The following is a 19,593-nucleotide window of genomic DNA, read 5'->3' on the forward strand; positions in this document are numbered from 1 at the left end:
GCCCGGCCCTCATGGCTGCAACCAGGTGTCGAAGAACTGCAGCCGCGACGAGGCCTCGTAATGCAGGCCATGTACCCCTTTGCCGTGGGCCATGACGGTGGCGAGTTCAATCAGGGCAATGGCATGCCCGTCGCGCAGCAGCCATTCGCTGGCCTGATCGATCAAGACCTGGCGTTTGCCACCGTCCAGGGTCTCGGCGGATTCGCGCAACAGTCGATCGACCTCGCCCGGTTGCCGCTGATTGATGTTGTAGCCCGCGGCATCGAACAAGGTGCGCAGCACATCCGGATCGGCCCGCGTCAGGTTTAGAAAGCGCAGGCTGAAATCGCCGCTGGCCTGTAGCGCAGTCACCTGGCTGAGGGTCGACTTGTTCAGGCGCAGCTCGATCCCGACCCGTTTCAATTGTTGCTGGACCAGTTCGAGAATCGGCGTCGGCTGCCAGTAATCGAGACGAAACGACAGTCGCTGACCCTCCTTGCTGCGCACCCCATCCGCGCCAGACTGCCAACCGGCTTCATCGAGCAACCGTCGGGCGGCATCCGGGTCGTAGGTAAGAAGACTGGAGTAATCGCGATAGAACGGCGTGCTGCTGGCGACCAGGGCGCTGGCAGGCTTCTGGTAGCGGGAAATGATGCTTTGCAGTTCGGCTCGATCGATCGCCTTGTTCAGCGCCTGACGCACCCTGATATCGGCAAACATTGGCGTCGACTCATTCAGCGCCAGGTTGTACACCACCCCCGGGTTGGCCCGGGTCAATAGCACCAGGCCCTGGCTTGCGATGCTCTGCTCATCTTGCGGCGCGACGCCGGTGTTCACATCGATCTGGCCGGACGCCAGGCTGCCCAAACGCACACCCGACTCGGGGATGATCAAGAATTCGATGCCGTCGAGCCAGGCTTTGCCAGCATGGGCCGCCAGCGACGACGCCCAGTTGTAATCATCGCGCCGCTGCAACGACAGGCTCTGGTTGTGCACGAAGGATTTCAGCACAAACGGCCCCGAGCCAATCAATCGGCCCTGGCACCGCTCACCCGCTGCCAGGCCAAGGGTTGCGCTGGATAAAAGGCCCAACGTCATGGTCGAGGTGGCCTGGAGGAACTGCGCGTTCGGCTGCTCGAACTCGACCACCACGGTATGACTGTCCGGTGTCTCGATACCCTTGAGACCGGCCAGGTAGGTCGAGCCGAGGATCGAGCGCGCGCCCAGGGCCACAATGCCTTCGAAGTTGGCCTTGACCGCCGCGGCGTCCACCGGCGTACCGTCGCTGAAAGTGACGTCTTCACGCAGGATGAAGGTGAAACGCCGGGAGTCGGCGTCGACCTCCCAGCGTTGCGCCAGCCACGGCACGATCGCACCGTTGAGCGGGTCCTGATCGGTCAACGAATCGACCAGTTGCCGCCCGACATTGAGCGCCGTGTTGTTACCGGCCTGCTGTGGATCGACGCATTGCGGATCACCTTCCAAGGCGACCCGCAGGATGCCACCGCTTTGGGGTATGGACGTCTGCGCGCCGGTCACGCTGCCCTGGGGATCGCCGCAAGCCCCCAGCAGCAGCGCCAGCACGGGCACCGAGAGATGCAGCCATCGGACGCGCGCACTCATGATTGAATCTCTTGCAGCGGTTGAAGCCCGGGCCCTGCGTGACGGTTGGCGATGTACGGCAAACCGAGATTTTCGCGCAAGGTTTTGCCCTGATATTCACGACGGAACAACCCTCGCCGCTGCAACTCTGGCACCACGCCATCGGCGAAGTCGGCAATGCCTTGCTGCAAGCCGGAGAACATCACGTTGAAGCCGTCGGCGGCGCCGTTCTCGAACCACTCCTGGAAATCATCGGCGATGCTCTGCGGGGTACCGATCAAGATACGGTGACCGCCGGCGGTGAGCTTGTTGAACAGCTCGCGCACTGTCGGACGCTCCCGGCGAATCAGGTCGAACACCAGTTTCTGCCGGCTCTTGTGGGTATTGGTGTCGAATTGTTCCGGCGGCAACGGCACCAGCGAATCGAAGGGTAACTCGGACAGGTCGAAGCCCAGGCTGGTGAAACGCGAGATCGAACTGAGGAAGGATTTCGGGTCTTGCAACTCCTGCAACTGGTCGTACCTGGCCTGCGCCTCGGCCTGGGTTTTGCCCACTATCGTGGAGACCCCGGGGAGCACCTTCAGATGCTTGGGGTTGCGCCCCAGGCGTTGGGCGCTTTGCTTGATTTCGCGATAAAAAGCCTGCCCCTGCTCGACCGTATGCTGGGCGGTGAAAATCAGCTCTCCCGCCCTGGCCGCCAGGCGTTTGCCCGAGTCGGAGGAGCCGGCCTGGGCTATCACCGGGTAGCCCTGGACCGGGCGCGCGGCGTTCAGCGGACCCTGGACCTGAAAGTACTTGCCGTGGTGATTGAGTACATGCAATTTGTCGACGTCGAGCCAGCGACCCGTCGCCTTGTCCTGGACAAAGGCATCGTCCTCCCAGCTGTCCCAGAGACCGGTGACCACATCGTAGAACTCCTCGGCACGCTCATAGCGATCGGCATGCTTGATGTGCGCGTCGAGGTTGAAGTTTTCCCCGCCCCCCAACGAGGTCACCAGGTTCCAGCCGACGCGCCCACCGCTCAGGTGATCGATGGAAGCGAACTTGCGGGCGATGTTGAAGGGCTCGTTGTAGGTGGTGCTGGCGGTGGCGATCAGGCCGATGTGTCGCGTCGCCAGCGCCAACGCCGGCAGCAGCACCAAGGGGTCCCAGCGCACGCTGTTGGGCCCGCCGGCCAGTGCCAGCGGATCGAGGTCGACGTTCACCGTGTCGTTGAAGAACAACGCGTGAAAGCGCGCGGCTTCCAGCTTCTCGGCAATTGCGCGGTAGTGTTCGAAATCGCGGAACGAGTCGCCGGTAGCGCTCGGGTGACGCCAGCTGGAACCTTGAATGCCAGCGCTGGGAATGAAGGCGCCAAGAATGATTTGTCTGTGGTTATGGCTCATGTCGGGGTCCTCATCAGAAGTTGTAACTCACGCGGGTGTACCAAAAGCCACCGTAGGGATCGAACGGCGAGATGCTGCCGAACTTCGGAAAGCCGTTGATATCGCCGTTGGGATAGCCGTTGTTGTCGGCCTTGACGTTGAACAGGTTGTTCCCCCCCACTGCCAGGTTCAGGCTGTCGGTCAGGTCGTAGGCGACTTCCAGGTCGGTGAGCCACTTGGCGCCGTAGGTCACATCGAAATCGGGGTTCACATCCCGGGCAATGACCTTGTCGTAGCGGCTGACGGAGGCATTGATGTCGAACTTGTCGATTGTCCAGTTGGCACTGAGGATCAGCTTGGTCTTGGGGTTGGCCACCGTCAGGTAACCCTGGGCCACCCGGTCGAAGAGCTCCAGGTTGGATCCGGCGGCGGTCAATGCGGCCGGCGTCGACTTGATGCTGTCGATATCGGTTTTGTTGTAGTTGAACGCCAGGCCGTACTTGACGTTGCCCAGGGCGCCGTAATCGACGCGGTAGTCGGTGACCAGGTCGACGCCGCGGGTGGTGGTGTCCGCCGCGTTGGTGAAGTACTTCACCCGGTAACCGGGCCGGAAGCCATTGGCCACGAGGATCTGGTCCACGCCGTTGCCGAACAGGAAGCCGGTCTGGGCGATGCGGTCCTTGATTTCGATCTGGTAGGCATCGAGGGTGATGTTGGCTTCGGGCACCGGCTTGTAGGCAAAGCCGACGCTGATGTTGCGCGATTTTTCCGGGCTCAGGTCTTCGGCGCCCAGCGCCTTGGCCAAGGGTGAATCGACTCGCACCGATTTGGCTTCAACGAACTGCGGGACGCCATTGACCGTGGTGTATTGGTTGGCCGTTTGTGCGTACACCGATTGCGACAATGACGGCGCGCGAAAACCGTTGCTCAAGGTGCCGCGAATCGCGAACTCGGGCGTGAAGTCATAACGCAGCGACAGCTTGCCGCTGGTGGTGTTGCCGGCGCTGTCGTCATAACTCTCGAAGCGGCCGGCCAGGCCGACATAGAACTTCTCGGTCGGGTTGAGCCCGACATCCACATACGTCGCGTAGCTGTTGCGGCTGGCCTGGCCTTCGTCTTCCGGGGTCAGGGTGATCGCCCCCTGGGCACCGACTGCCGCGGGCTGGCCTTGCAACGGACCACTGGGGTAGATGTAGCCGCCGTTGATGAACGACAGCGGGTCGTCGGACTCGGTCTTGTAGCGTTCATGCCGATGCTCGAGCCCCGCGGACACCTGCAGCGGCTTGGCCAGCCCGACTTCAAACGCTCGTGTCAGGTCGAAGTTATTGGTCCATTGATCGAAGTAATTGGTATAGCTGTCGAAGTGCGTCGGGCTCGAAGGTCCCAGGGAGGCGTTGAGGGTTTCATCGGCACCGGCCTGCCCCTTGTCGCGGCCGAAGGTCGAGCTCAGGTCCCAATTCCAGTCACCCACCAGGCCCTTGGCGCCCGCCGCGGCCTGGTAGTCGGTTTCCTCCAGGGTGTAGAACGGCGCGGTACCGTCGGGGTAGATCTCGGGGATGATGTTGGTGGAATTGGGCCGACGGAAATTCTGCCCACCCCGGGCATCGCGCTTGGTCAAGGTCGAGAAGGAGTAGAGAGTGACCTCTTCCAGGGGCAGTTCGGCGTTGTAGGCCACCCCCAGCGCCTTGATTTTCGGCAGGCCGTTTTTCTGCACGGACTTGTCGGCGGTGGCCTCTCGCGGGTCGGCGGAGCCATCGGGTTGCCGGTAGTAGAACGAGCCGGTGGCATCACGGGCGCGCACGGCGGTCTGTTGAGACTTGGCATCCAGGGAGACATTGAAGAAGCCGTCGTTGGGCAACGTCAGACCTTTGTTCAGGGTCTGGCGAATGGTGCCACCGTCACCCTTGGTGTATTCGCCGTAGGAGGTACTGGCCGAACCGCCATTGTCGTTCTGCTTGAGGATGATATTGATCACCCCGGCGATCGCGTCCGAACCGTACTGAGCCGAAGCGCCGTCGCGCAGCACTTCGATATGGTCGATGGCGCTGATCGGGATCATGTCCAGATCAACCGGGTTGGTGCCGTAGGCCGCCGTGGAATCGAGGTTGATCACCGCGCTGTTGTGACGGCGCTTGCCATTGACCAGCACCAGCACGTTGGAACCGTTCAGGCCGCGCAGGCTGTAAGGCCGGGCAATACTGTCGTTGGAGGTGCCCGAGGGGCGCTGGGAAAAGGATGGCAGGGTTTTCTGCAACGCCGTGCGCAAACTGTTGGCGCCGGTTTTTTCCAGTTGCTGCGCGCTGATCACATCGATCGGCGAAGGGCTGCTGGTGACCGTACGCGCTTCGCTGCCACGCGACCCGGTGACAATCACCCTGTCCAGGGTTTCATCGGTGGCTGCATACACCGGCAGTAAGGAAAAGCCTGCAAACACCAAGGGGGCGAGTTGCAGCGTCGAAACATAAGCGTTCGATTTCATGGGAATCAACTGTTCAGAATTTGATTGAAGTCGTTGCGCCACAGCGGTCGTACATCGACGCTCTGGCTGATCAGGTGGTTTTCATAAAACAGGTCCGCGACCTGCTGCTGCGCGGCGATGGCGCTGTCGTCGGTGCCGACCAGGCGAGTCGGCTGGCTGCGTTGGCGGAACTGGCGCAGGTACAGTTCACGGTCGATGCCGGTCAGCGCTTCGCTGCGTTGCGCCCACCGCTCGGGATGGGCGTTGACCCACTCCCAAGTGGCTTTTTCGCGGCGCAGGAAATCGCCGACCTGGTCGCGCCGCTGCGGGTCGGACAGCACTTGCCCGGTGGTCGCGATCAGGTAGTTGCCGGACGAGTAGCGGCTGACGTTTTCCAGCAACTCGCCATCCATCTGGCTCACGGCCTGCAGCACACTGATCCCGCCCGTCGCCAGCGCGTCGATGTGACCGTTGCGAAAGGCGCTCAGGGCGTCCTGTACCGGCAACGGCACCGCTTGCACATCGGCCAGGGACAGGCCGTTGCGGCGCAGCATGTTGAGCACGAAGTAATGGGTGTTGGTGGCCCGCACATAGCTGATGGTCTTGCCCTTCAGGTCGGCAACGCTGCGGATCCCCGCGCCTTTGCGGACCACGATGCCGCTGTCGTTGGTGTCGCCCTTGTAGACGGCGACCACCACCAGCGGCGCCTTGGCAATCGAGGCGAAAATCGGCGGGATCTCGCTCATGAAGGCGTAATCCAGGTGGCCGCTGGTCAAGGCTTCAAGCACCAGATTGCCGCCGCCGATGTCCACCCACTCCACTGGATAAGGCGTGTCCGCCTGCCCGGCATCCGCCAGGAATGAGGCGGCCATGCCTTTGTAGCGCCACACCCGCAAAGGCGCGGATGCGGCCTGGGCATCGAGCAGGGTTCCGGCCGCGAGGACACCGGTGGCCCGCAGCAATTGCCGACGAGAGAGCGTGTGCATGGCCAACTCCTCAGTCGAGCAGATCCGGTTCTTCGGTGCGGATCAGGTCCCACAGTGGCAGGAAGTTGAGCCAACCGAAGAACTCGTGACGCGCCTTGTCTCTGGAGCCCTCGGGCGATTCCGCCTGGGGTATCGACGGCGTGCCCGCCGAATGCGCCAGCAGGTGGGCACGGGCGGTGTCTTCGGCAAGGATGAAGCGCCAGGCCGCGCTTTCCACCGTCTCCCCGGTGACCCACAGCCCATGGTTCTGCCAGATCAACAGATTGTGCTGGGCAAAGGTCTCGACGAACGCCCGGCTGACGATGTCGCGGTCCTGCTCCAACGCGCCGCCAGCGGTGCGCAGATCGTGACGACGGAAGAACACCTGATCGTCCTCGAACGCCCCGGCCTCGGCGGTAATCGGATCGAACAGCCGCCCCAGGGACGACCACACCCGCCCATGGAACGCATGCAGGTGGGCAATACCGACGACTTCCGGGCGCGCCTGCTGCAGATCGTGGTGCAGTTCAAGGGCGCTGGTGTTGAGCACGCCATCACCCTCCACCACCTGGCCGTTGCTATCGACGCGCAGCAAATGGGAAACGGTGATTTGTGAAAACGGCACACCGAGCGGGTTGATCCAGTACTGTTCGGGATGGATCGGGTCGCGAGCGGTGAAATGCCCGGCCACACCGACTTCATAGCCATAACGGGCGAACAGGCGGTACGCCGCGGCGAGGCGTTGCTTGCGATGCAGGCGCTCGAGCAACGGGTCCTCGTGCCGTGGCACGCTGCCCAGGGTCAGGCGATTGTTGTCGGACGGCAGGCTGTAGATGCTTTGGGGGAAACGCTTGGCATGACTCATTGGGCAGACTCTGATCAGGACTCGGCGTGCGAGCTGGTTTTTCAAAGGCGAACGGCACCCTGGCTCGGAGGTAGCCGGCACGGGGGATCACAGGAGAGAAGCGTGCTGGAACCGGCGTCAGGAGCCGCGCGGAACAGCAAGGGGAAATGAGGTCAGGTGGTCATGATCAGGCGCCCTCGCAGGTGGGTCAGGTCTTGGCTCTCCTCCACCGTGCGAGGGGTCGGGTCGAGTTGTCGTTAGAGAAAGATCTCTTGGGTGGAAAATATTCGTCTAAAAAACTTCTGTAAAAGTCTTAATAGTTATAAGTTAATAATTACTTTAATTAATATTTTTATGATTATTTATCAGCTATTTGCATTTTTAGTGAAGCTCGGCGACCTGGTATAAACCTGCGCGCAATCGACGCTAATCCGTGCAGGAGCCGGCTTGCTGGCGAAGACGGCGGCACATTCAACAGAGGTGTTGGCAGACAGACCGCTTTCGCTGCGGTGCGGCGATCCGACAAGCCAGCCCCTACAGGGGAAGGCAGGACCTCATCGATGAATCGGGCAAACTGCTCCACCCTCAAACCATCGACGGCGGCTCGAACGCCGTGATCGGTGGCAACGCCTGATCCCACTTGACGATCTCCACCGAGGCGGTTTGCGCCGAGCAGCCCTGGGACAGGCTTGAAGCGCCGATGTCGGCGGTGATCATGTTCGGGTTGCCGTGTTTTTCCAGACTGTTGCGTTCACCAGGCACCCATGGATCGAACCAGGCTCCGGTGGCGATTTGCACCACGCCCGGGCGAATGCCGTCCGAGACGATTACCCCGGCCAGGAACGCGCCGCGGTCGTTGAACACCTTGACCACGTCGCCATCGACCAGCCCCCGATCGCGCGCGTCGGCGGGGTTGAGCGTCAAAGGTTCACGTTGGCGGACCTTCGAAGCGCGACTGTAGGCGCCGTGATCGTATTGACTGTGCAGGCGGGTTTTCGGCTGGTTCGACAGCAGCTGCAACGGAAACGATGCCAGCGGCTTGTCCAGCCACACCGGATGCCCGGGGCAATCGGCGTAGCCGAAGCTGGCGATGCGTTCAGAGAAGATTTCGATGCGTCCTGAGGGCGTCGGTAGTGGATGGGCGTCGGGGTCTTCGCGGAAAGATTCGAGCAGGACGGTATCGTTGTCGGGGTAGTCGATTTCGAACAGGCCATCGCGCCAGAAGCGGTCGAAGTCCGGCAGTTCGATCCCGTGCTCCTGCGCCCTGCCCCGGGATTCGTCATAAGTAAAGCGCAGCCAGGCTTCGGCATCGCGGCCTTCGGTGAAGGCGTCGCGAAAACCCAGGCGCCTGGCGACATCCGCCAGGATCGAATAATCGTCCCGGGCCTCTCCCACCGGCTCGATCGCCTGGTGCATCGCGATCATGAAACGGTCCGAAGCGGAGCTGCCGATGTCGTTGCGCTCCAGGGCCGTCGTGGCCGGTAACACGATGTCCGAGTACTTGGCCTGGGCGGTCCAGAACTGCTCATGCACGACGATGGTTTGCGGCCGCTGCCAGGCCTCCAGCAGACGGTTGAGATCCTGATGGTGATGGAAGATGTTGCCCCCGGCCCAATAGACCAGGCGGATGTCCGGGTAATGCAACTGCTTGCCGTTGTAGTCGAAAGGCGCGCCCGGGTTGAGCAGCATATCGGTCACCCGCGCCACCGGAATGAAATCCTTGACCGGATTGACCCCTTGGGAAAAGCGCGGTCCGGAAAACGCCTTGCGGCCACTGCCAGTGTTGTTCATGCAGCCGTAACCCAGACCAAAGCCGCCGCCGGGCAGGCCGATCTGCCCGAGCAGCGCGGCCAGGGTCACGGTCATCCAGAACGGCTGTTCACCGTGCACCGACCGCTGCAGGGAATAGGCGACGTTGATCATGGTGCGCTGGCGGGCCATGCGCCGCGCGAGGTCGGTGATCTGCTGCGCCGGGATGTCGGTCAGGGCCTGGGCCCACAGTGAGTTTTTGGGCTGGCCGTCGACATGGCCGAGCAGATAATCGCGAAACCGCTCATAGCCAACCGTGTAGCGCTGAACGAAGTCCTCATTGTGCAAACCTTCGCTGACCAGCACGTAGGACAACGCCAGCATCAACGCGGTGTCACTGCCGGGACGAACCGGCAGCCATTGAATATTTTTCGGCCCGGTCAGATCGTCGCGCAACGGGCTGACGTTGACGAACTGCACGCCGGTCTCGGACATTTCTTCCAGCGCACGGGTCAACAGATGCTCGCTGGCACCCCCGGGGCTGGCCTGGGCGTTTTTTGCCGGCAGGCCACCGAAGGCGACGAACAGTTCGCAATGCTGCGCCAGGTTTTTCCATGAGGTGTGCGCGGCCAGCAGCCAGTCCATGTTGCCGACGATGTGCGGCATCAACACCCGGCCGGCGCCCAGGCTGTAGCTGTCCATGCTGAACACATAGCCGCCGAACTGATTGAGGAAACGGTGCAGCTGGCTTTGCGCATGATGAAACCGCCCGGCGCTGCCCCAGCCGTAGCTGCCGCCGAAAATGGCCTGGTTGCCATGCTCGGCCTTGACCTGTTTCAGCTGCCCGGCGACCAGGTCCAGGGCGACCTCCCACGACACTTCGACGAAGGGTTCCTGGCCGCGCAGCTCGGGGTGAGAACCGGGCTGCGCAAGATAGCTGCGACGCACCGCCGGCCGCAGGATTCGCGTCGGCGACGTGAGGGCTTCGGGAATCGAAGCGCCGATAGCGGACGGATCCGGGTCCCATTCCGCCGGGACCATCGCTTGCAGCTTTCCGTCGACGACCTGCGGGCGGTAGGCGCCCCAATGCATGGAAGTGAAACTCATGGTCTGAAAAAATCCCTATGGAATATGGAGAGCTCGCTCCCACATTAGCTCAGTGCCAGGCACAATTCTCCCAAACACTATCAGTCCCCTGTAGGAGCTGGCTTGCCAGCGAAAGCGGTGTATCAGGCAATATATGTATCGACTGACACACAGCTTTCGCGGGCAAGCCCGCTCCTACAGGGGTACGTCGTTGTCTCGCGAATAGTGTTCGGCACAGATTTGGCATTCAACCCATGATTACCAGCTTTCCCCCAACCCAAGCAAGCCCATGATCTGGCGTCGCAGGTCCACCAGGTAAGGGTCGTCGCGATGCCGCGGATATGGTCGTTCGATGGTCAATTGCGCCTTGATCGCCGCCGGCCGGTCGCTGAACACGATCACCCGATTGGCCAGCAGCAGGGCTTCTTCGACATCGTGGGTCACCAGCAGCGCGGTGTAGCCCTGGCGTTGCCACAGGTCGATCAGTTCTTTCTGCATGGTGATGCGAGTCAGGGAATCGAGCTTGCCCAGGGGCTCGTCGAGAATCAGCAGGCGCGGTTCGTTGACGAGCGCCCGGGCCAGGGCCACACGCTGGGCCATCCCGCCTGACAGCTGCCGTGGGTAAGCGCGGGCGAACTGGCTGAGGCCGACTTTTTCCAACGCGGCATCGACCTTGGCCGAATGGGTTTTCAGCAGGCCCTGGGCTTCCAGACCAAGGGCGACGTTGTCCCATACCCGGCGCCACGGGTACAGCGTCGGGTCCTGGAACACCACGACCCGACTCGGATCCGGGCCGGTGATCGACACACCGTCAGCCAGCAACCTGCCGGAATCGGCCGGTTCCAGCCCGGCCACCAGCCGCAGCAAGGTGGACTTGCCGCATCCTGAAGGCCCGAGCAAGGCGACGAATTCGCCAGGGGCAACGTCGAGGGAAACCCGCTCCAGCACCGGCAAGTGCTGACCGTCCAGGGCGAACCCATGACTCAAATTGTCGATGCGCAGAGCCAGCCCTGCCGACGCCGACGCCGTTGTTGTTTGTGCCAGCGCTACCATTTCATCGCTCCTTTCTGCCATGCTAGCAACCGGTCACGCACCAGGAACAGTGCGGAGATCAGCCCCGAGCAGGCCAGTGCCATGATCAACAGCGCCGCATACATATTGGCGTAGGCCGCCCAGCCCTGGGCCCATTGCAAGTACCAGCCGATGCCAGCCTTGACCCCCATCATTTCCGCGACCACGAGGGTCGAGAACGAAGCGCCCAGCCCCATGAACAGACCCACGAACACGTGGGGCAAGGCCGCCGGGATCGCCACTTTGAAAATCAGGAAGCCCGGCTTCGCACCCAGGGTCCGGGCCACGTCGTAATACGCCTTGTCGACGCTGGCCACGCCGGACCAGGTCAGCACCGTCACCGGGAACCAGGTCGCCAGGGCGATCAGGAACACGCTGGCACTCCAGCTGGTGGGAAACAGAAAAAAGCACAGCGGCAGCAAGGCGGTGGAAGGCACCGGCCCGAGAATGCGCAATACCGGATGCAGCCAGTAGCCGATGCTGGTGGACCAACCGATGGCGACCCCGGCGACAAAACCGGTTGCAGCGCCCAATGCCACGCCCGTGCCCAGCAACAGCGCCGAGTGCAGCAGGCTCTCGGCCAGGCGCGGCCAGTCTTCGACGTACACCGCGAGCAACGCTTGCGGCGGTGCGAAAAATGGCACCGGCAACAGGCCCAGCTTGGCGGTGAGCAGCTCCCAGACAGCCAACAGGAGCGGCAATGCGATCAACCAGGCGCCAGCTGCACGAATGCGCGTGGCAACTTGTGCCGACCAGCGACCGACGAGACCCAGCAGGCCGATCAAGGCCGCCATCGCCAGGCACAGATTCGCCAAGCCCTGGGTCATCGGCCAGACCCGCGTGGCGTTGGGCCAATAGCTGATCAACAGCGCCACCGCCACCCACGCCGTCACCGCTATCGCGCCCTGGCGCCAGACCTTGAAAGCCCGCGACGTCGCCGCTGGGGCCAGTGTCGAAAACTCAGCTGAAGACATCGGCGGTGATCTCCTTGGCGAACTCACCGGCATCAGTGCTCTGGCGAATGACTTCCACGGTTTTCAGGTCGGTGACGTAGGTGGTGATTTCCCTGGTCAGCAGCGCTCCCACGGCATGATGCCCGTGGGTATGGTCATGCAGGATGGCCTCGACTTCTTCGACCGAGGTGTTCAGCGCGTAGGCCTGGAACCCCTTGGCCACGGCCTGGGGATTTTTCACCGAGTAATCGTGGGCCTCGAGAATCGCCTGGGTCAGGGCCGCCGCCACGCGTTTTTCCTCGCGCACCAGTTTGCCGGTCACGCCGACCACGCAGCAGCTGAGGTTGGCGTACTCCTCGACCAGGTTGGTGGACAGCTCCCGGGCCTGGCCGGCCTTGATCAGGCGGTACATGAACGGGTCGCTGCCGCTGATCGCCTGGACTTCACCGCGCTCCAGCGCCGTGCCCAGCAGGTCGGCCGGGAACAGTCGCCAGTCGACATCGCGCACCGGATCGATGCCGTGCTTTTTCAACAGGATCGAGAAGAAATTGCGGTCCGGGCTGGCCATGTCGGTGACGCCGATGGTCTTGCCCTTGAGGTCCTCGAGCTTGTGCACGTCACCATTGACCGCACTGAGCAAACGCAGGCAACCGCCATGGGTACCGGCGGTGAGCTTGACGTCGAAGCCCTGCTCCAGGGCCTTGAGCCAGCGCAGCGCCATGCCGACACCGGCGTCGGCCTTGCCGGTGGCGATGGCTTCGAGCAGGACTTCGGTGGAGTTGCCAAAGTTGACCAGTTCCACATCGAGGTTGTGCTTCTTGAAAAATCCTTGCCCATGGGCGATGACCACCGGCGCCAGGCACACCGCATTGAGGTTGACCGCCAGCTTCAGCGCCCGCGGCGCGTCCAGGCGGATAAACTCGCCAGTGCCGCCGGGCTCGCTTGCGCCCGGGGCAGCATGTCCAGCGTGTTCATCGGTCGCCCAACTGGCGCGCGGCAATGACATCAGCAACGGACTCGCCAGGGCGACGCTGGCCAGGCCCAGCAGGTGACGACGGGTCAAACGATCGAAAACGGCCATGCAAAATATCCCTTTTGATTGATGGAGGTGCTTAGTCCTTCAGTCCGGCCAGCCCCAGATGCTCACGCAAGGTCGAGCCCTCGTAGGCGCGGCGGAACAAGCCCTTGCGTTGCAAATGAGGAATCACGCTCTCGACGAATTCGCTGAACGAGCCCGGCAGGTAAGCCGGCGAGATCACGAAGCCGTCGCAGCCTTCGCCCAGGAACAGCTCGGCCAGTTGCTCGGCGATTTGTGCGCCGGTGCCCACCAGCTGCGGCACGCGCACGCTGCTGGCGAAAATCCGTCCCAGTTGCTCCAGGGTGGTTTCCGGGCCCTGCATCAGCAGCTTTTCGGCGGCGGCCGGATGGATCAGTGGCGACCGGGCGATCTCGGCCAGGGTTGCGGATAACGCAAACGGCGACAGGTCGACATTGAGTTGCGAGGCCAGGGTGACCAGGCCCAATTCGGGACGCGCCAGCGCGTTGTGCCGATCGCGCTTGGCCCGCGCTTCGGCTTCGCTGCCGCCAATGAACGGCATGACCGCCGTCAGCACTTTGCAGCTGTCGGCCTCGCGCCCCTGTTGCACGACCTGCGCCCGCACGTCGTCACGGAAGGCGCGCATGGCGTTCAAGTGCGGGTGAATGGTGAAGATCGCCTCGGCCCAGCGCGCGCCGAAACGCCGGCCTCGACCGGACGAACCGGCCTGGATCAGCACAGGTCGGCCCTGGGGCGTGCGCGGAATGTTCAATGGCCCTTCGACCTTGAACCACTCGCCCTGGTGTTGCACCGAGTGAATCTGCGACGGATCGGCCAGCACCCCGCTTTCCCGATCCAGCTTCAGCGCGTCCGGCCCCCAGCTGCGCCACAGCTTCAACGCCACTTCGACGAACTCGTCGGCGCGGTCGTAACGCAGGTCATGCTCCAGGTGCTTGTCCTTGCCGAACAGACGCCCTTCGCTGTCGTTCATCGAGGTCACGATATTCCAGGCCGCACGGCCCCTGGACAGGTGATCCAGGGTGGCGAATTCCCGGGCGATATGCGCCGGTTCGTAATAGGTGGTGGAACGGGTGGCGCCCAGCCCCAGCTTGCGGGTCTGGCCGATCAGGTAAGACAGGATCGGCAGAGGGTCCAGCCGTGTCGCGTCCTGGGCGCCGTAGCGCAAGGCCAAGTCCCGGGAGCCACCCATCTGGTCACCGACCGCAAGGCGATCGGCGAAGAATAGAAAGTCGAACAAGCCCTCCTCCACGACCTTCGCGACGCGGGCGTAGTACTCGGGCTCAAGGTAGTTGCCGACGGTTGCAGGGTGACGCCACACCGCGTGGCTGTGGACGACCGGGCCGGTCAGCAAAAAGGCGGACAGGTGAATTTGACGACTCATGGCAACGTCCCCTTACTGCGCCTTCGGCGTCCAGACAGCGATGTCGGATACCTTCAACGGTTTGGGCGTGAGCTTCGCCGCGTAGTAGGTGTCGGCGATGCGTTGCTGCTCGGCCAGTTCATCGACCTTGACCGGGACGATGTCGTAGCTGCGGCGGGTGTTCGCCAGCTCCACCGTGGCTGGGGGAATGTTGCCCCACAGCGGCCCGAGGATCTGCGCCGCCTCTTGCGGGTGCGTTTTGACCCACTGCCCGGTCTCGCGCAGGGTATCGAAAGTGACTTGCAGCACGTCCGGGTGCGCCTTGGCGAACTTCGACGTCGCCAGGTAGAAACGGTTGTAGTTGGCGACGCCGTCCTTGCCATCGGCCAGCACCCGCACGTGATGATCCAGTTGCTGGGTCGCCAGGAACGGGTCCCAGATGGCCCAGGCATCGACACTGCCGTTGGCGAATGCCGCGCCGCCATCCGGTGCTTCGAGGTAACGCGGGGTGATGTCGGCAAGGGTCAGCCCGGCTTTTTGCAATGCAGAGATCAACAGGAAGTTGCTGCCCGAGCCCTTGGACACCGCGACCGTCTTGCCCTTCAGATCAGCAACACTCCGGATCGGCGAGGTGTCCGCGACAATGATCGCCTGGGCGCTGGACGATGGATTTTCCCGGGCGTAATAGGTCAGTGGCGCATCGGCCGCCTGGGTAAACAAGGCAAAGGCGTCGGCGACGTCGGCATGCAAATCGACACTGCCGGCGTTCAGGGAGCTGAGCAGGCCGGTGCTGAATTCATGCCAGTTGACGGTGAAGCCCAGGGGTTTGAGGCGCTCCTCCAGCTGGCCGTTCTGCTTGAGCAGAATCCACAGGGTCGAAGAACGCTGGTAGCTGATATCGATGGCTTGCTGAGCCTGAGCCCCCGCTGCGGCGAACAGCAGGCTGGCGGCGACGATGAGTTTTTTCAACTTCATGAAAGACCTTGGAGTGGGTTGGTTCGAAGAGGCCGAGCAAAAAACCGGGTCAGCCGTGTTGCGTCCAGCGAGGTTTCGAGGGTGAGCCAGAAAGCAATTTTGATTATATTAGAGCTCAATGATTATGAAAGAATCATATAATTATATGGTTATGCCGGTTGGGTCGGACGGTGTTGAACGGCTTCGCTACCTGCCCGATCGATGAGGGCAAAGAAGATCGAAGCCGAGGGTCTTGAGATTCAAGGCTTGGAGCCGGCCCGGTCAGAGTTTGGCGATCGAGACCTCGGTGGATTTGACGAAGGCAATGACCTCGCTGCCGATCTTCAATTCAAGGTCACGCACCGAGCGGGTGGTGATCACTGAGGTGACGATGCCCGAGGCGGTTTGCACATCGATTTCGGAGACCACTTCGCCTTCCACTATTTCCTTGATGACGCCCTTGAACTGGTTCCGTACGTTGATCGCTTTGATGGTCATGGTGAGGCTTCCTGTCTGGTGTTGGGCAAATTCGCACTGTAGTGCAGGCCTCTAAGGTGCACCTCCCGGAATGACATTAAAAGGAATAAATAACGATTTATTTATTCCTTGATGGAATATACAAAATCACTAAGCTAATGCTAAAAAGTTATTTATAAAATAATTTTAAGAACCATATGCTTCATGGCAGATAGCCCTACTTTTCTGCGCAATAGCGAGCGTGCCATGTCCAAGCCCAGCAAAAACCCTGCAGCGAAATTTCGTCGTCCACTGCTGACCGGCCTGGCCGTGGCGCTGGCCCTGTCTTTCGCCCTTCCGTCGCAGGCCCGGGAAACGGTGCGCATCGGTTACCAGAAGTCATCGACGTTGATCACGCTGTTGAAAACCCAAGGCACCCTGGAAAAAACCCTCGGGCAGAACAACATCGATGTGAGCTGGCATGAGTTTTCCAGCGGCCTGCCACTGTTGGAGGCGCTTAATGTCGGCAATGTCGACATCAGTGCCGACGTCGCCGACACCGTGCCGATTTTCGCTCAGGCCGCGCAGGCCAAGTTGACCTACTTCGCCCAGGAAGCGCCCTCGCCTTCAGCCCAGGCGATCGTCGTGCGCAAGGATTCGCCGCTGCAGCAGCTATCAGACTTGAAAGGCAAGAAAGTCGCGGTCACCAAGGCGGCCGGCTCCCACTATTTGCTGATCGCCGCCCTGAAACAAGCCGGCCTGCAATTTTCCGACATCGAGCCGGCCTACCTGTCGCCCGCCGATGGCCGCGCGGCGTTCGAGAACAACAAAGTCGACGCCTGGGTCACCTGGGAACCCTTCCTCACCAGCGCACAACGTCAACTGCCGACTCGCACCCTGGCGGATGGCGCAGGCCTGGCCAGTTACAAACGCTATTACCTGACCAGCACCCCCTACGCCAAGGCGCATCCCGAGGTGCTCAAGCTGGTTTACGAGCAATTGCACAAGACCGGCGAATGGGTGAAAACCCACCCTGCAGAAGCGGCGAAAATACTCAGCCCGTTGTGGGGCAACCTGGATGTGGCGACCGTCGAGACCGCCAACAACCATCGCAGTTATCAGGTGCAGCCGGTGAAGGGCGATCAGTTGGGTGAGCAGCAGAAAATCGCCGATGCGTTTTTTGCCGCGGGGCTGTTGCCCCAGGCGGTGGATGCTAAGGATGTCGAGATCTGGAAGCCTTAGGATAATCACCGATTCTTACTAGTAAAAAAAAGCGGAAACCACTTAAATGGTTTCCGCTTTTTTGTACCCGGGACCTGGCCAACCGCTCTTTACCGCCTATCCGGATCGATAACGGCGGACGCGACAACATCCTCTTGTATGATGCCTCGCTTCAAGAACGGGCCGCGGATCCCGGTGTCCGCTTGGCCCGTGCTCGCAATCGTCGAGGAGTATTCATGGATAGGCTTTACCGGACGTCCCGCAAGGGAGTGTCCGCACCACGGTTCACGCTCAATCTTCTGGCCCTGGGTCTGTTGCTGGCCGACACCGCGCAGGCCGCCGACACCGAACTGCCGGCGCTGACCGTGACGGGCGAAGACACCTCTGGCTACCAGGCCCATAGCGCCTCGGTCGGCGGTTTCGACGAGTCGCCATTGCTCGACACGCCGGCCTCGATTTCGGTGGTCACCGAAGCCTTGATCAAGGATCGCCAGGCCCGCCTGCTCAGCGAAGTCCTGCAGAACGATGCCTCGGTGGGTGAGAGCTACGCGCCGGTCGGCTACTACGAAAACTTCGTCGTGCGTGGCTTCTCGCTCAACTCCGCCAGCAGCTACAAGATCAACGGCCGCACCATCACCGGCGAGCAGAACGTCGGCCTGGAAAACAAACAACAGGTGGAATTGCTCAAGGGGCTTTCCGGCTTGCAGAGCGGCGTCAGCGAGCCCGGCGGGCTGGTCAACTACGTGACCAAGCGGCCGGCCAACGTGCGTTCGGTCACTGTCGCCACGGACGACCGTGGCAGCGGTTACCTGGCCACGGACGTGGGCGGATTCTTCGGCAATGAACAGCAGTTCGGGCTACGCGCCAACGTGGCCCATGAAGAGCTGCATTCCTATGTCGAACACACTAATGGCCAGCGCGACTTCGTCTCCCTGGCTTTCGACTGGAACATCAGCCCCGATGCCCTGCTGCAATTGGATGCCGAGTACCAGACCAGGGAACAGCGCTCGGCACCGGGCTATCAATTGCTTGGCGGCACCAGTCTGCCACATCACGCCTCGCCGAAAAAACTGCTCGCACACCAGAGCGGCTCGAATCCCGTTAGCACTGATGCGCTGAACCTCAACGGCAACTTCGAATATCGCTTCAGCGACACCTGGAAAGGCAACGTCAGCGCCTCGCGCAGCCGGGTGGTGATCGATGACTACAGCTCATTTGCCTGGGGTTGCTATGGTTCCGCCAGTTGCGCCAGCGCCGCGGTGCCCAACTACTTCAGCCCCGAGGGCGACTACGACATCTATGACTTCCGCAGCCCGGACGATACCCGCCGCAATGACGAGGTACAGGCTGCCTTCACTGGCACCTTCGACACCGGTGGCCTCGGTCACGAACTGAGCGTAGGCACCAGCGCGTTTCGCCGCGTGGTGGATAAACGCGACACCATCAACGTGATGATCGGCAGCGCCAATATCGATAGCGAACCAGCGGATTTCGCACGCTACGACGGTCCGCTCGACGACGCCTACCGTCGCCTGGACAGCCGCCAGTACGGGCTGTTCTTCAATGACCGGATCAGCTTCAACGAACAATGGCAGACCGTGCTCGGCGGGCGTGAAGTACGCCTGGATGAAGAGACCTTCGACAGCCAGGGCGAGACCACCCGGCACACCCAACGCTATGTGTTCCTGCCCCAGGCCGCGCTGATCTACAAGCCGCTGCAAAACCTGGCGCTGTACACCCGCTACAGCAAGGGTTTGTCCCTGGGTGGCGAAGCGGCGTGGTTCACCACCAACGCCTTTGAAATCCTCGCGCCAACCGTGTCCCGGCAGATCGAGGCGGGCATCAAGTACGACTGGCAGCGCATCAGCCTGGCCGCAGCGCTGTTCCAGATCCGCCAGGCGTACCAGTACTCCCGGCCCAATGACGACGGCACGTTCACCTTCACCCAGCAGGGCGAACAGAAGAACACCGGCCTGGAACTCTCGGCCAATGGCTGGGCCAGCCAGCGCCTGCAGATCGCCGCCAGTGTCGCGGCGATCCGCGCCCGGGTCAGCGACAGCGGCACGCCGGCCTATGAAGGTCATCAGGCAATCAATGTGCCGACGCTGCGCGCCAGCCTCCAGGGCGACTACGCCCTGCCCGGGATCGAAGGACTGGCCCTGCTCGGCGGGGTGCAATACAGCGCCAGCAAATACGCCAATCGCCAAGGTGAGGTAGAGGCCGGTGCCTACGCCATTTTCAACGTCGGCAGCCGCTACAGCCCCCGCATCGACGGTTACGACACGGTGTTCCGCCTGACCGTGGACAACCTGTTCGACAAGCGCTATTGGCGTGACGCCGGCGAATACCTGGGCGACGGCTACCTGTTCCAGGGTGCGCCGCTGACGGCCCGGTTGAGCGCCTCGATCAACTTCTGATGGATGCCCGACTCACTGGCACCGCGCAATCGGCACCAGAGAAAAAATACTGGACCA

The 19,593-nt window shown here is 62.0% G+C and carries 14 protein-coding genes; 2 read left to right on the forward strand and 12 right to left on the reverse strand.

Annotated elements, in window-relative coordinates:
• Nucleotides 1–9: 9 nt before the first annotated feature.
• From J2W17_RS11875 to J2W17_RS11930, 12 genes are all read right to left on the reverse strand, one after another.
• Nucleotides 10–1,602 carry an ABC transporter substrate-binding protein gene (locus J2W17_RS11875; protein ID WP_307333793.1) on the reverse strand — a complete coding sequence of 531 codons (1,593 nt, stop codon included), beginning with the start codon at nucleotides 1,600–1,602 and terminating at the stop codon, nucleotides 10–12.
• The gene (locus tag J2W17_RS11880; RefSeq protein ID WP_307333795.1) at nucleotides 1,599–2,966 is read right to left on the reverse strand and encodes an LLM class flavin-dependent oxidoreductase; all 1,368 of its coding nucleotides are present in this window, start codon (nucleotides 2,964–2,966) and stop codon (nucleotides 1,599–1,601) included. The genes J2W17_RS11875 and J2W17_RS11880 overlap by 4 nt, the downstream gene beginning before the upstream one ends.
• A 13-nt stretch (nucleotides 2,967–2,979) precedes the next feature.
• On the reverse strand, nucleotides 2,980–5,424 hold the full coding sequence (locus J2W17_RS11885) for a TonB-dependent receptor plug domain-containing protein (protein ID WP_307333797.1): 2,445 nt from the start codon (nucleotides 5,422–5,424) through the stop codon (nucleotides 2,980–2,982).
• Between the two features lie 5 nt (nucleotides 5,425–5,429).
• Nucleotides 5,430–6,389 carry an ABC transporter substrate-binding protein gene (locus tag J2W17_RS11890; RefSeq protein WP_307333800.1) on the reverse strand — a complete coding sequence of 320 codons (960 nt, stop codon included), beginning with the start codon at nucleotides 6,387–6,389 and terminating at the stop codon, nucleotides 5,430–5,432.
• A 10-nt stretch (nucleotides 6,390–6,399) separates the two neighbouring features.
• On the reverse strand, nucleotides 6,400–7,233 hold the full coding sequence (locus J2W17_RS11895) for a class II aldolase/adducin family protein (RefSeq protein WP_307333801.1): 834 nt from the start codon (nucleotides 7,231–7,233) through the stop codon (nucleotides 6,400–6,402).
• A 564-nt stretch (nucleotides 7,234–7,797) separates the two neighbouring features.
• Entirely contained in the window at nucleotides 7,798–10,068 is a 2,271-nt protein-coding gene (locus tag J2W17_RS11900) for a molybdopterin guanine dinucleotide-containing S/N-oxide reductase (protein ID WP_307333803.1), read from the reverse strand.
• A gap of 237 nt (nucleotides 10,069–10,305) precedes the next feature.
• A complete protein-coding gene (locus tag J2W17_RS11905) occupies nucleotides 10,306–11,100 on the reverse strand; it encodes an ABC transporter ATP-binding protein (protein ID WP_307333805.1) in 795 nt (264 codons plus the stop codon).
• Complete coding sequence (locus J2W17_RS11910) at nucleotides 11,094–12,092, reverse strand: ABC transporter permease (protein ID WP_307333807.1); 999 nt, start codon at nucleotides 12,090–12,092, stop codon at nucleotides 11,094–11,096. Before J2W17_RS11910 ends, J2W17_RS11905 begins: the two co-directional genes overlap by 7 nt.
• Nucleotides 12,079–13,152: an ABC transporter substrate-binding protein gene (locus J2W17_RS11915; protein ID WP_307333809.1), complete on the reverse strand. Its 1,074-nt coding sequence runs from the start codon at nucleotides 13,150–13,152 to the stop codon at nucleotides 12,079–12,081. Before J2W17_RS11915 ends, J2W17_RS11910 begins: the two co-directional genes overlap by 14 nt.
• A gap of 31 nt (nucleotides 13,153–13,183) precedes the next feature.
• Nucleotides 13,184–14,509 (reverse strand): LLM class flavin-dependent oxidoreductase, encoded by a 1,326-nt coding sequence (locus J2W17_RS11920; RefSeq protein ID WP_307333810.1) that lies wholly within the window; start codon nucleotides 14,507–14,509, stop codon nucleotides 13,184–13,186.
• 12 nt (nucleotides 14,510–14,521) lie between these two features.
• Nucleotides 14,522–15,463: an aliphatic sulfonate ABC transporter substrate-binding protein gene (locus tag J2W17_RS11925; RefSeq protein WP_307333812.1), complete on the reverse strand. Its 942-nt coding sequence runs from the start codon at nucleotides 15,461–15,463 to the stop codon at nucleotides 14,522–14,524.
• Between the two features lie 261 nt (nucleotides 15,464–15,724).
• A complete protein-coding gene (locus J2W17_RS11930) occupies nucleotides 15,725–15,940 on the reverse strand; it encodes a TOBE domain-containing protein (RefSeq protein WP_059404251.1) in 216 nt (71 codons plus the stop codon).
• Nucleotides 15,941–16,165: 225 nt separating this feature from the next.
• On the opposite strand from J2W17_RS11930, the gene J2W17_RS11935 reads away from it, so the two are divergent.
• Both J2W17_RS11935 and J2W17_RS11940 read left to right on the forward strand, forming a co-directional pair.
• Nucleotides 16,166–17,140, forward strand: a complete 975-nt coding sequence (locus tag J2W17_RS11935; RefSeq protein ID WP_307333816.1) for an aliphatic sulfonate ABC transporter substrate-binding protein — start codon at nucleotides 16,166–16,168, stop codon at nucleotides 17,138–17,140.
• Between the two features lie 215 nt (nucleotides 17,141–17,355).
• Nucleotides 17,356–19,536 (forward strand): TonB-dependent siderophore receptor, encoded by a 2,181-nt coding sequence (locus J2W17_RS11940; RefSeq protein ID WP_307333818.1) that lies wholly within the window; start codon nucleotides 17,356–17,358, stop codon nucleotides 19,534–19,536.
• The last annotated feature ends 57 nt before the right edge of the window (nucleotides 19,537–19,593 follow it).

The organism is Pseudomonas lini (assembly GCF_030812475.1).
Classification (GTDB): domain Bacteria; phylum Pseudomonadota; class Gammaproteobacteria; order Pseudomonadales; family Pseudomonadaceae; genus Aquipseudomonas; species Aquipseudomonas lini_A.

Excerpts from the sequence above, each read along its gene's own strand:
- J2W17_RS11915 (WP_307333809.1), bottom strand. The coding sequence starts at position 13,152 with ATGGCCGTTTTCGATCGTTTGACCCGTCGTCACCTGCTGGGCCTGGCC.
- J2W17_RS11925 (WP_307333812.1), bottom strand. The coding sequence starts at position 15,463 with ATGAAGTTGAAAAAACTCATCGTCGCCGCCAGCCTGCTGTTCGCCGCA.
- J2W17_RS11940 (WP_307333818.1), top strand. The coding sequence starts at position 17,356 with ATGGATAGGCTTTACCGGACGTCCCGCAAGGGAGTGTCCGCACCACGG.
- J2W17_RS11910 (WP_307333807.1), bottom strand. The coding sequence starts at position 12,092 with ATGTCTTCAGCTGAGTTTTCGACACTGGCCCCAGCGGCGACGTCGCGG.
- J2W17_RS11905 (WP_307333805.1), bottom strand. The coding sequence starts at position 11,100 with ATGGTAGCGCTGGCACAAACAACAACGGCGTCGGCGTCGGCAGGGCTG.
- J2W17_RS11875 (WP_307333793.1), bottom strand. The coding sequence starts at position 1,602 with ATGAGTGCGCGCGTCCGATGGCTGCATCTCTCGGTGCCCGTGCTGGCG.
- J2W17_RS11920 (WP_307333810.1), bottom strand. The coding sequence starts at position 14,509 with ATGAGTCGTCAAATTCACCTGTCCGCCTTTTTGCTGACCGGCCCGGTC.
- J2W17_RS11930 (WP_059404251.1), bottom strand. The coding sequence starts at position 15,940 with ATGACCATCAAAGCGATCAACGTACGGAACCAGTTCAAGGGCGTCATC.
- J2W17_RS11895 (WP_307333801.1), bottom strand. The coding sequence starts at position 7,233 with ATGAGTCATGCCAAGCGTTTCCCCCAAAGCATCTACAGCCTGCCGTCC.
- J2W17_RS11890 (WP_307333800.1), bottom strand. The coding sequence starts at position 6,389 with ATGCACACGCTCTCTCGTCGGCAATTGCTGCGGGCCACCGGTGTCCTC.
- J2W17_RS11880 (WP_307333795.1), bottom strand. The coding sequence starts at position 2,966 with ATGAGCCATAACCACAGACAAATCATTCTTGGCGCCTTCATTCCCAGC.
- J2W17_RS11900 (WP_307333803.1), bottom strand. The coding sequence starts at position 10,068 with ATGAGTTTCACTTCCATGCATTGGGGCGCCTACCGCCCGCAGGTCGTC.
- J2W17_RS11935 (WP_307333816.1), top strand. The coding sequence starts at position 16,166 with ATGTCCAAGCCCAGCAAAAACCCTGCAGCGAAATTTCGTCGTCCACTG.
- J2W17_RS11885 (WP_307333797.1), bottom strand. The coding sequence starts at position 5,424 with ATGAAATCGAACGCTTATGTTTCGACGCTGCAACTCGCCCCCTTGGTG.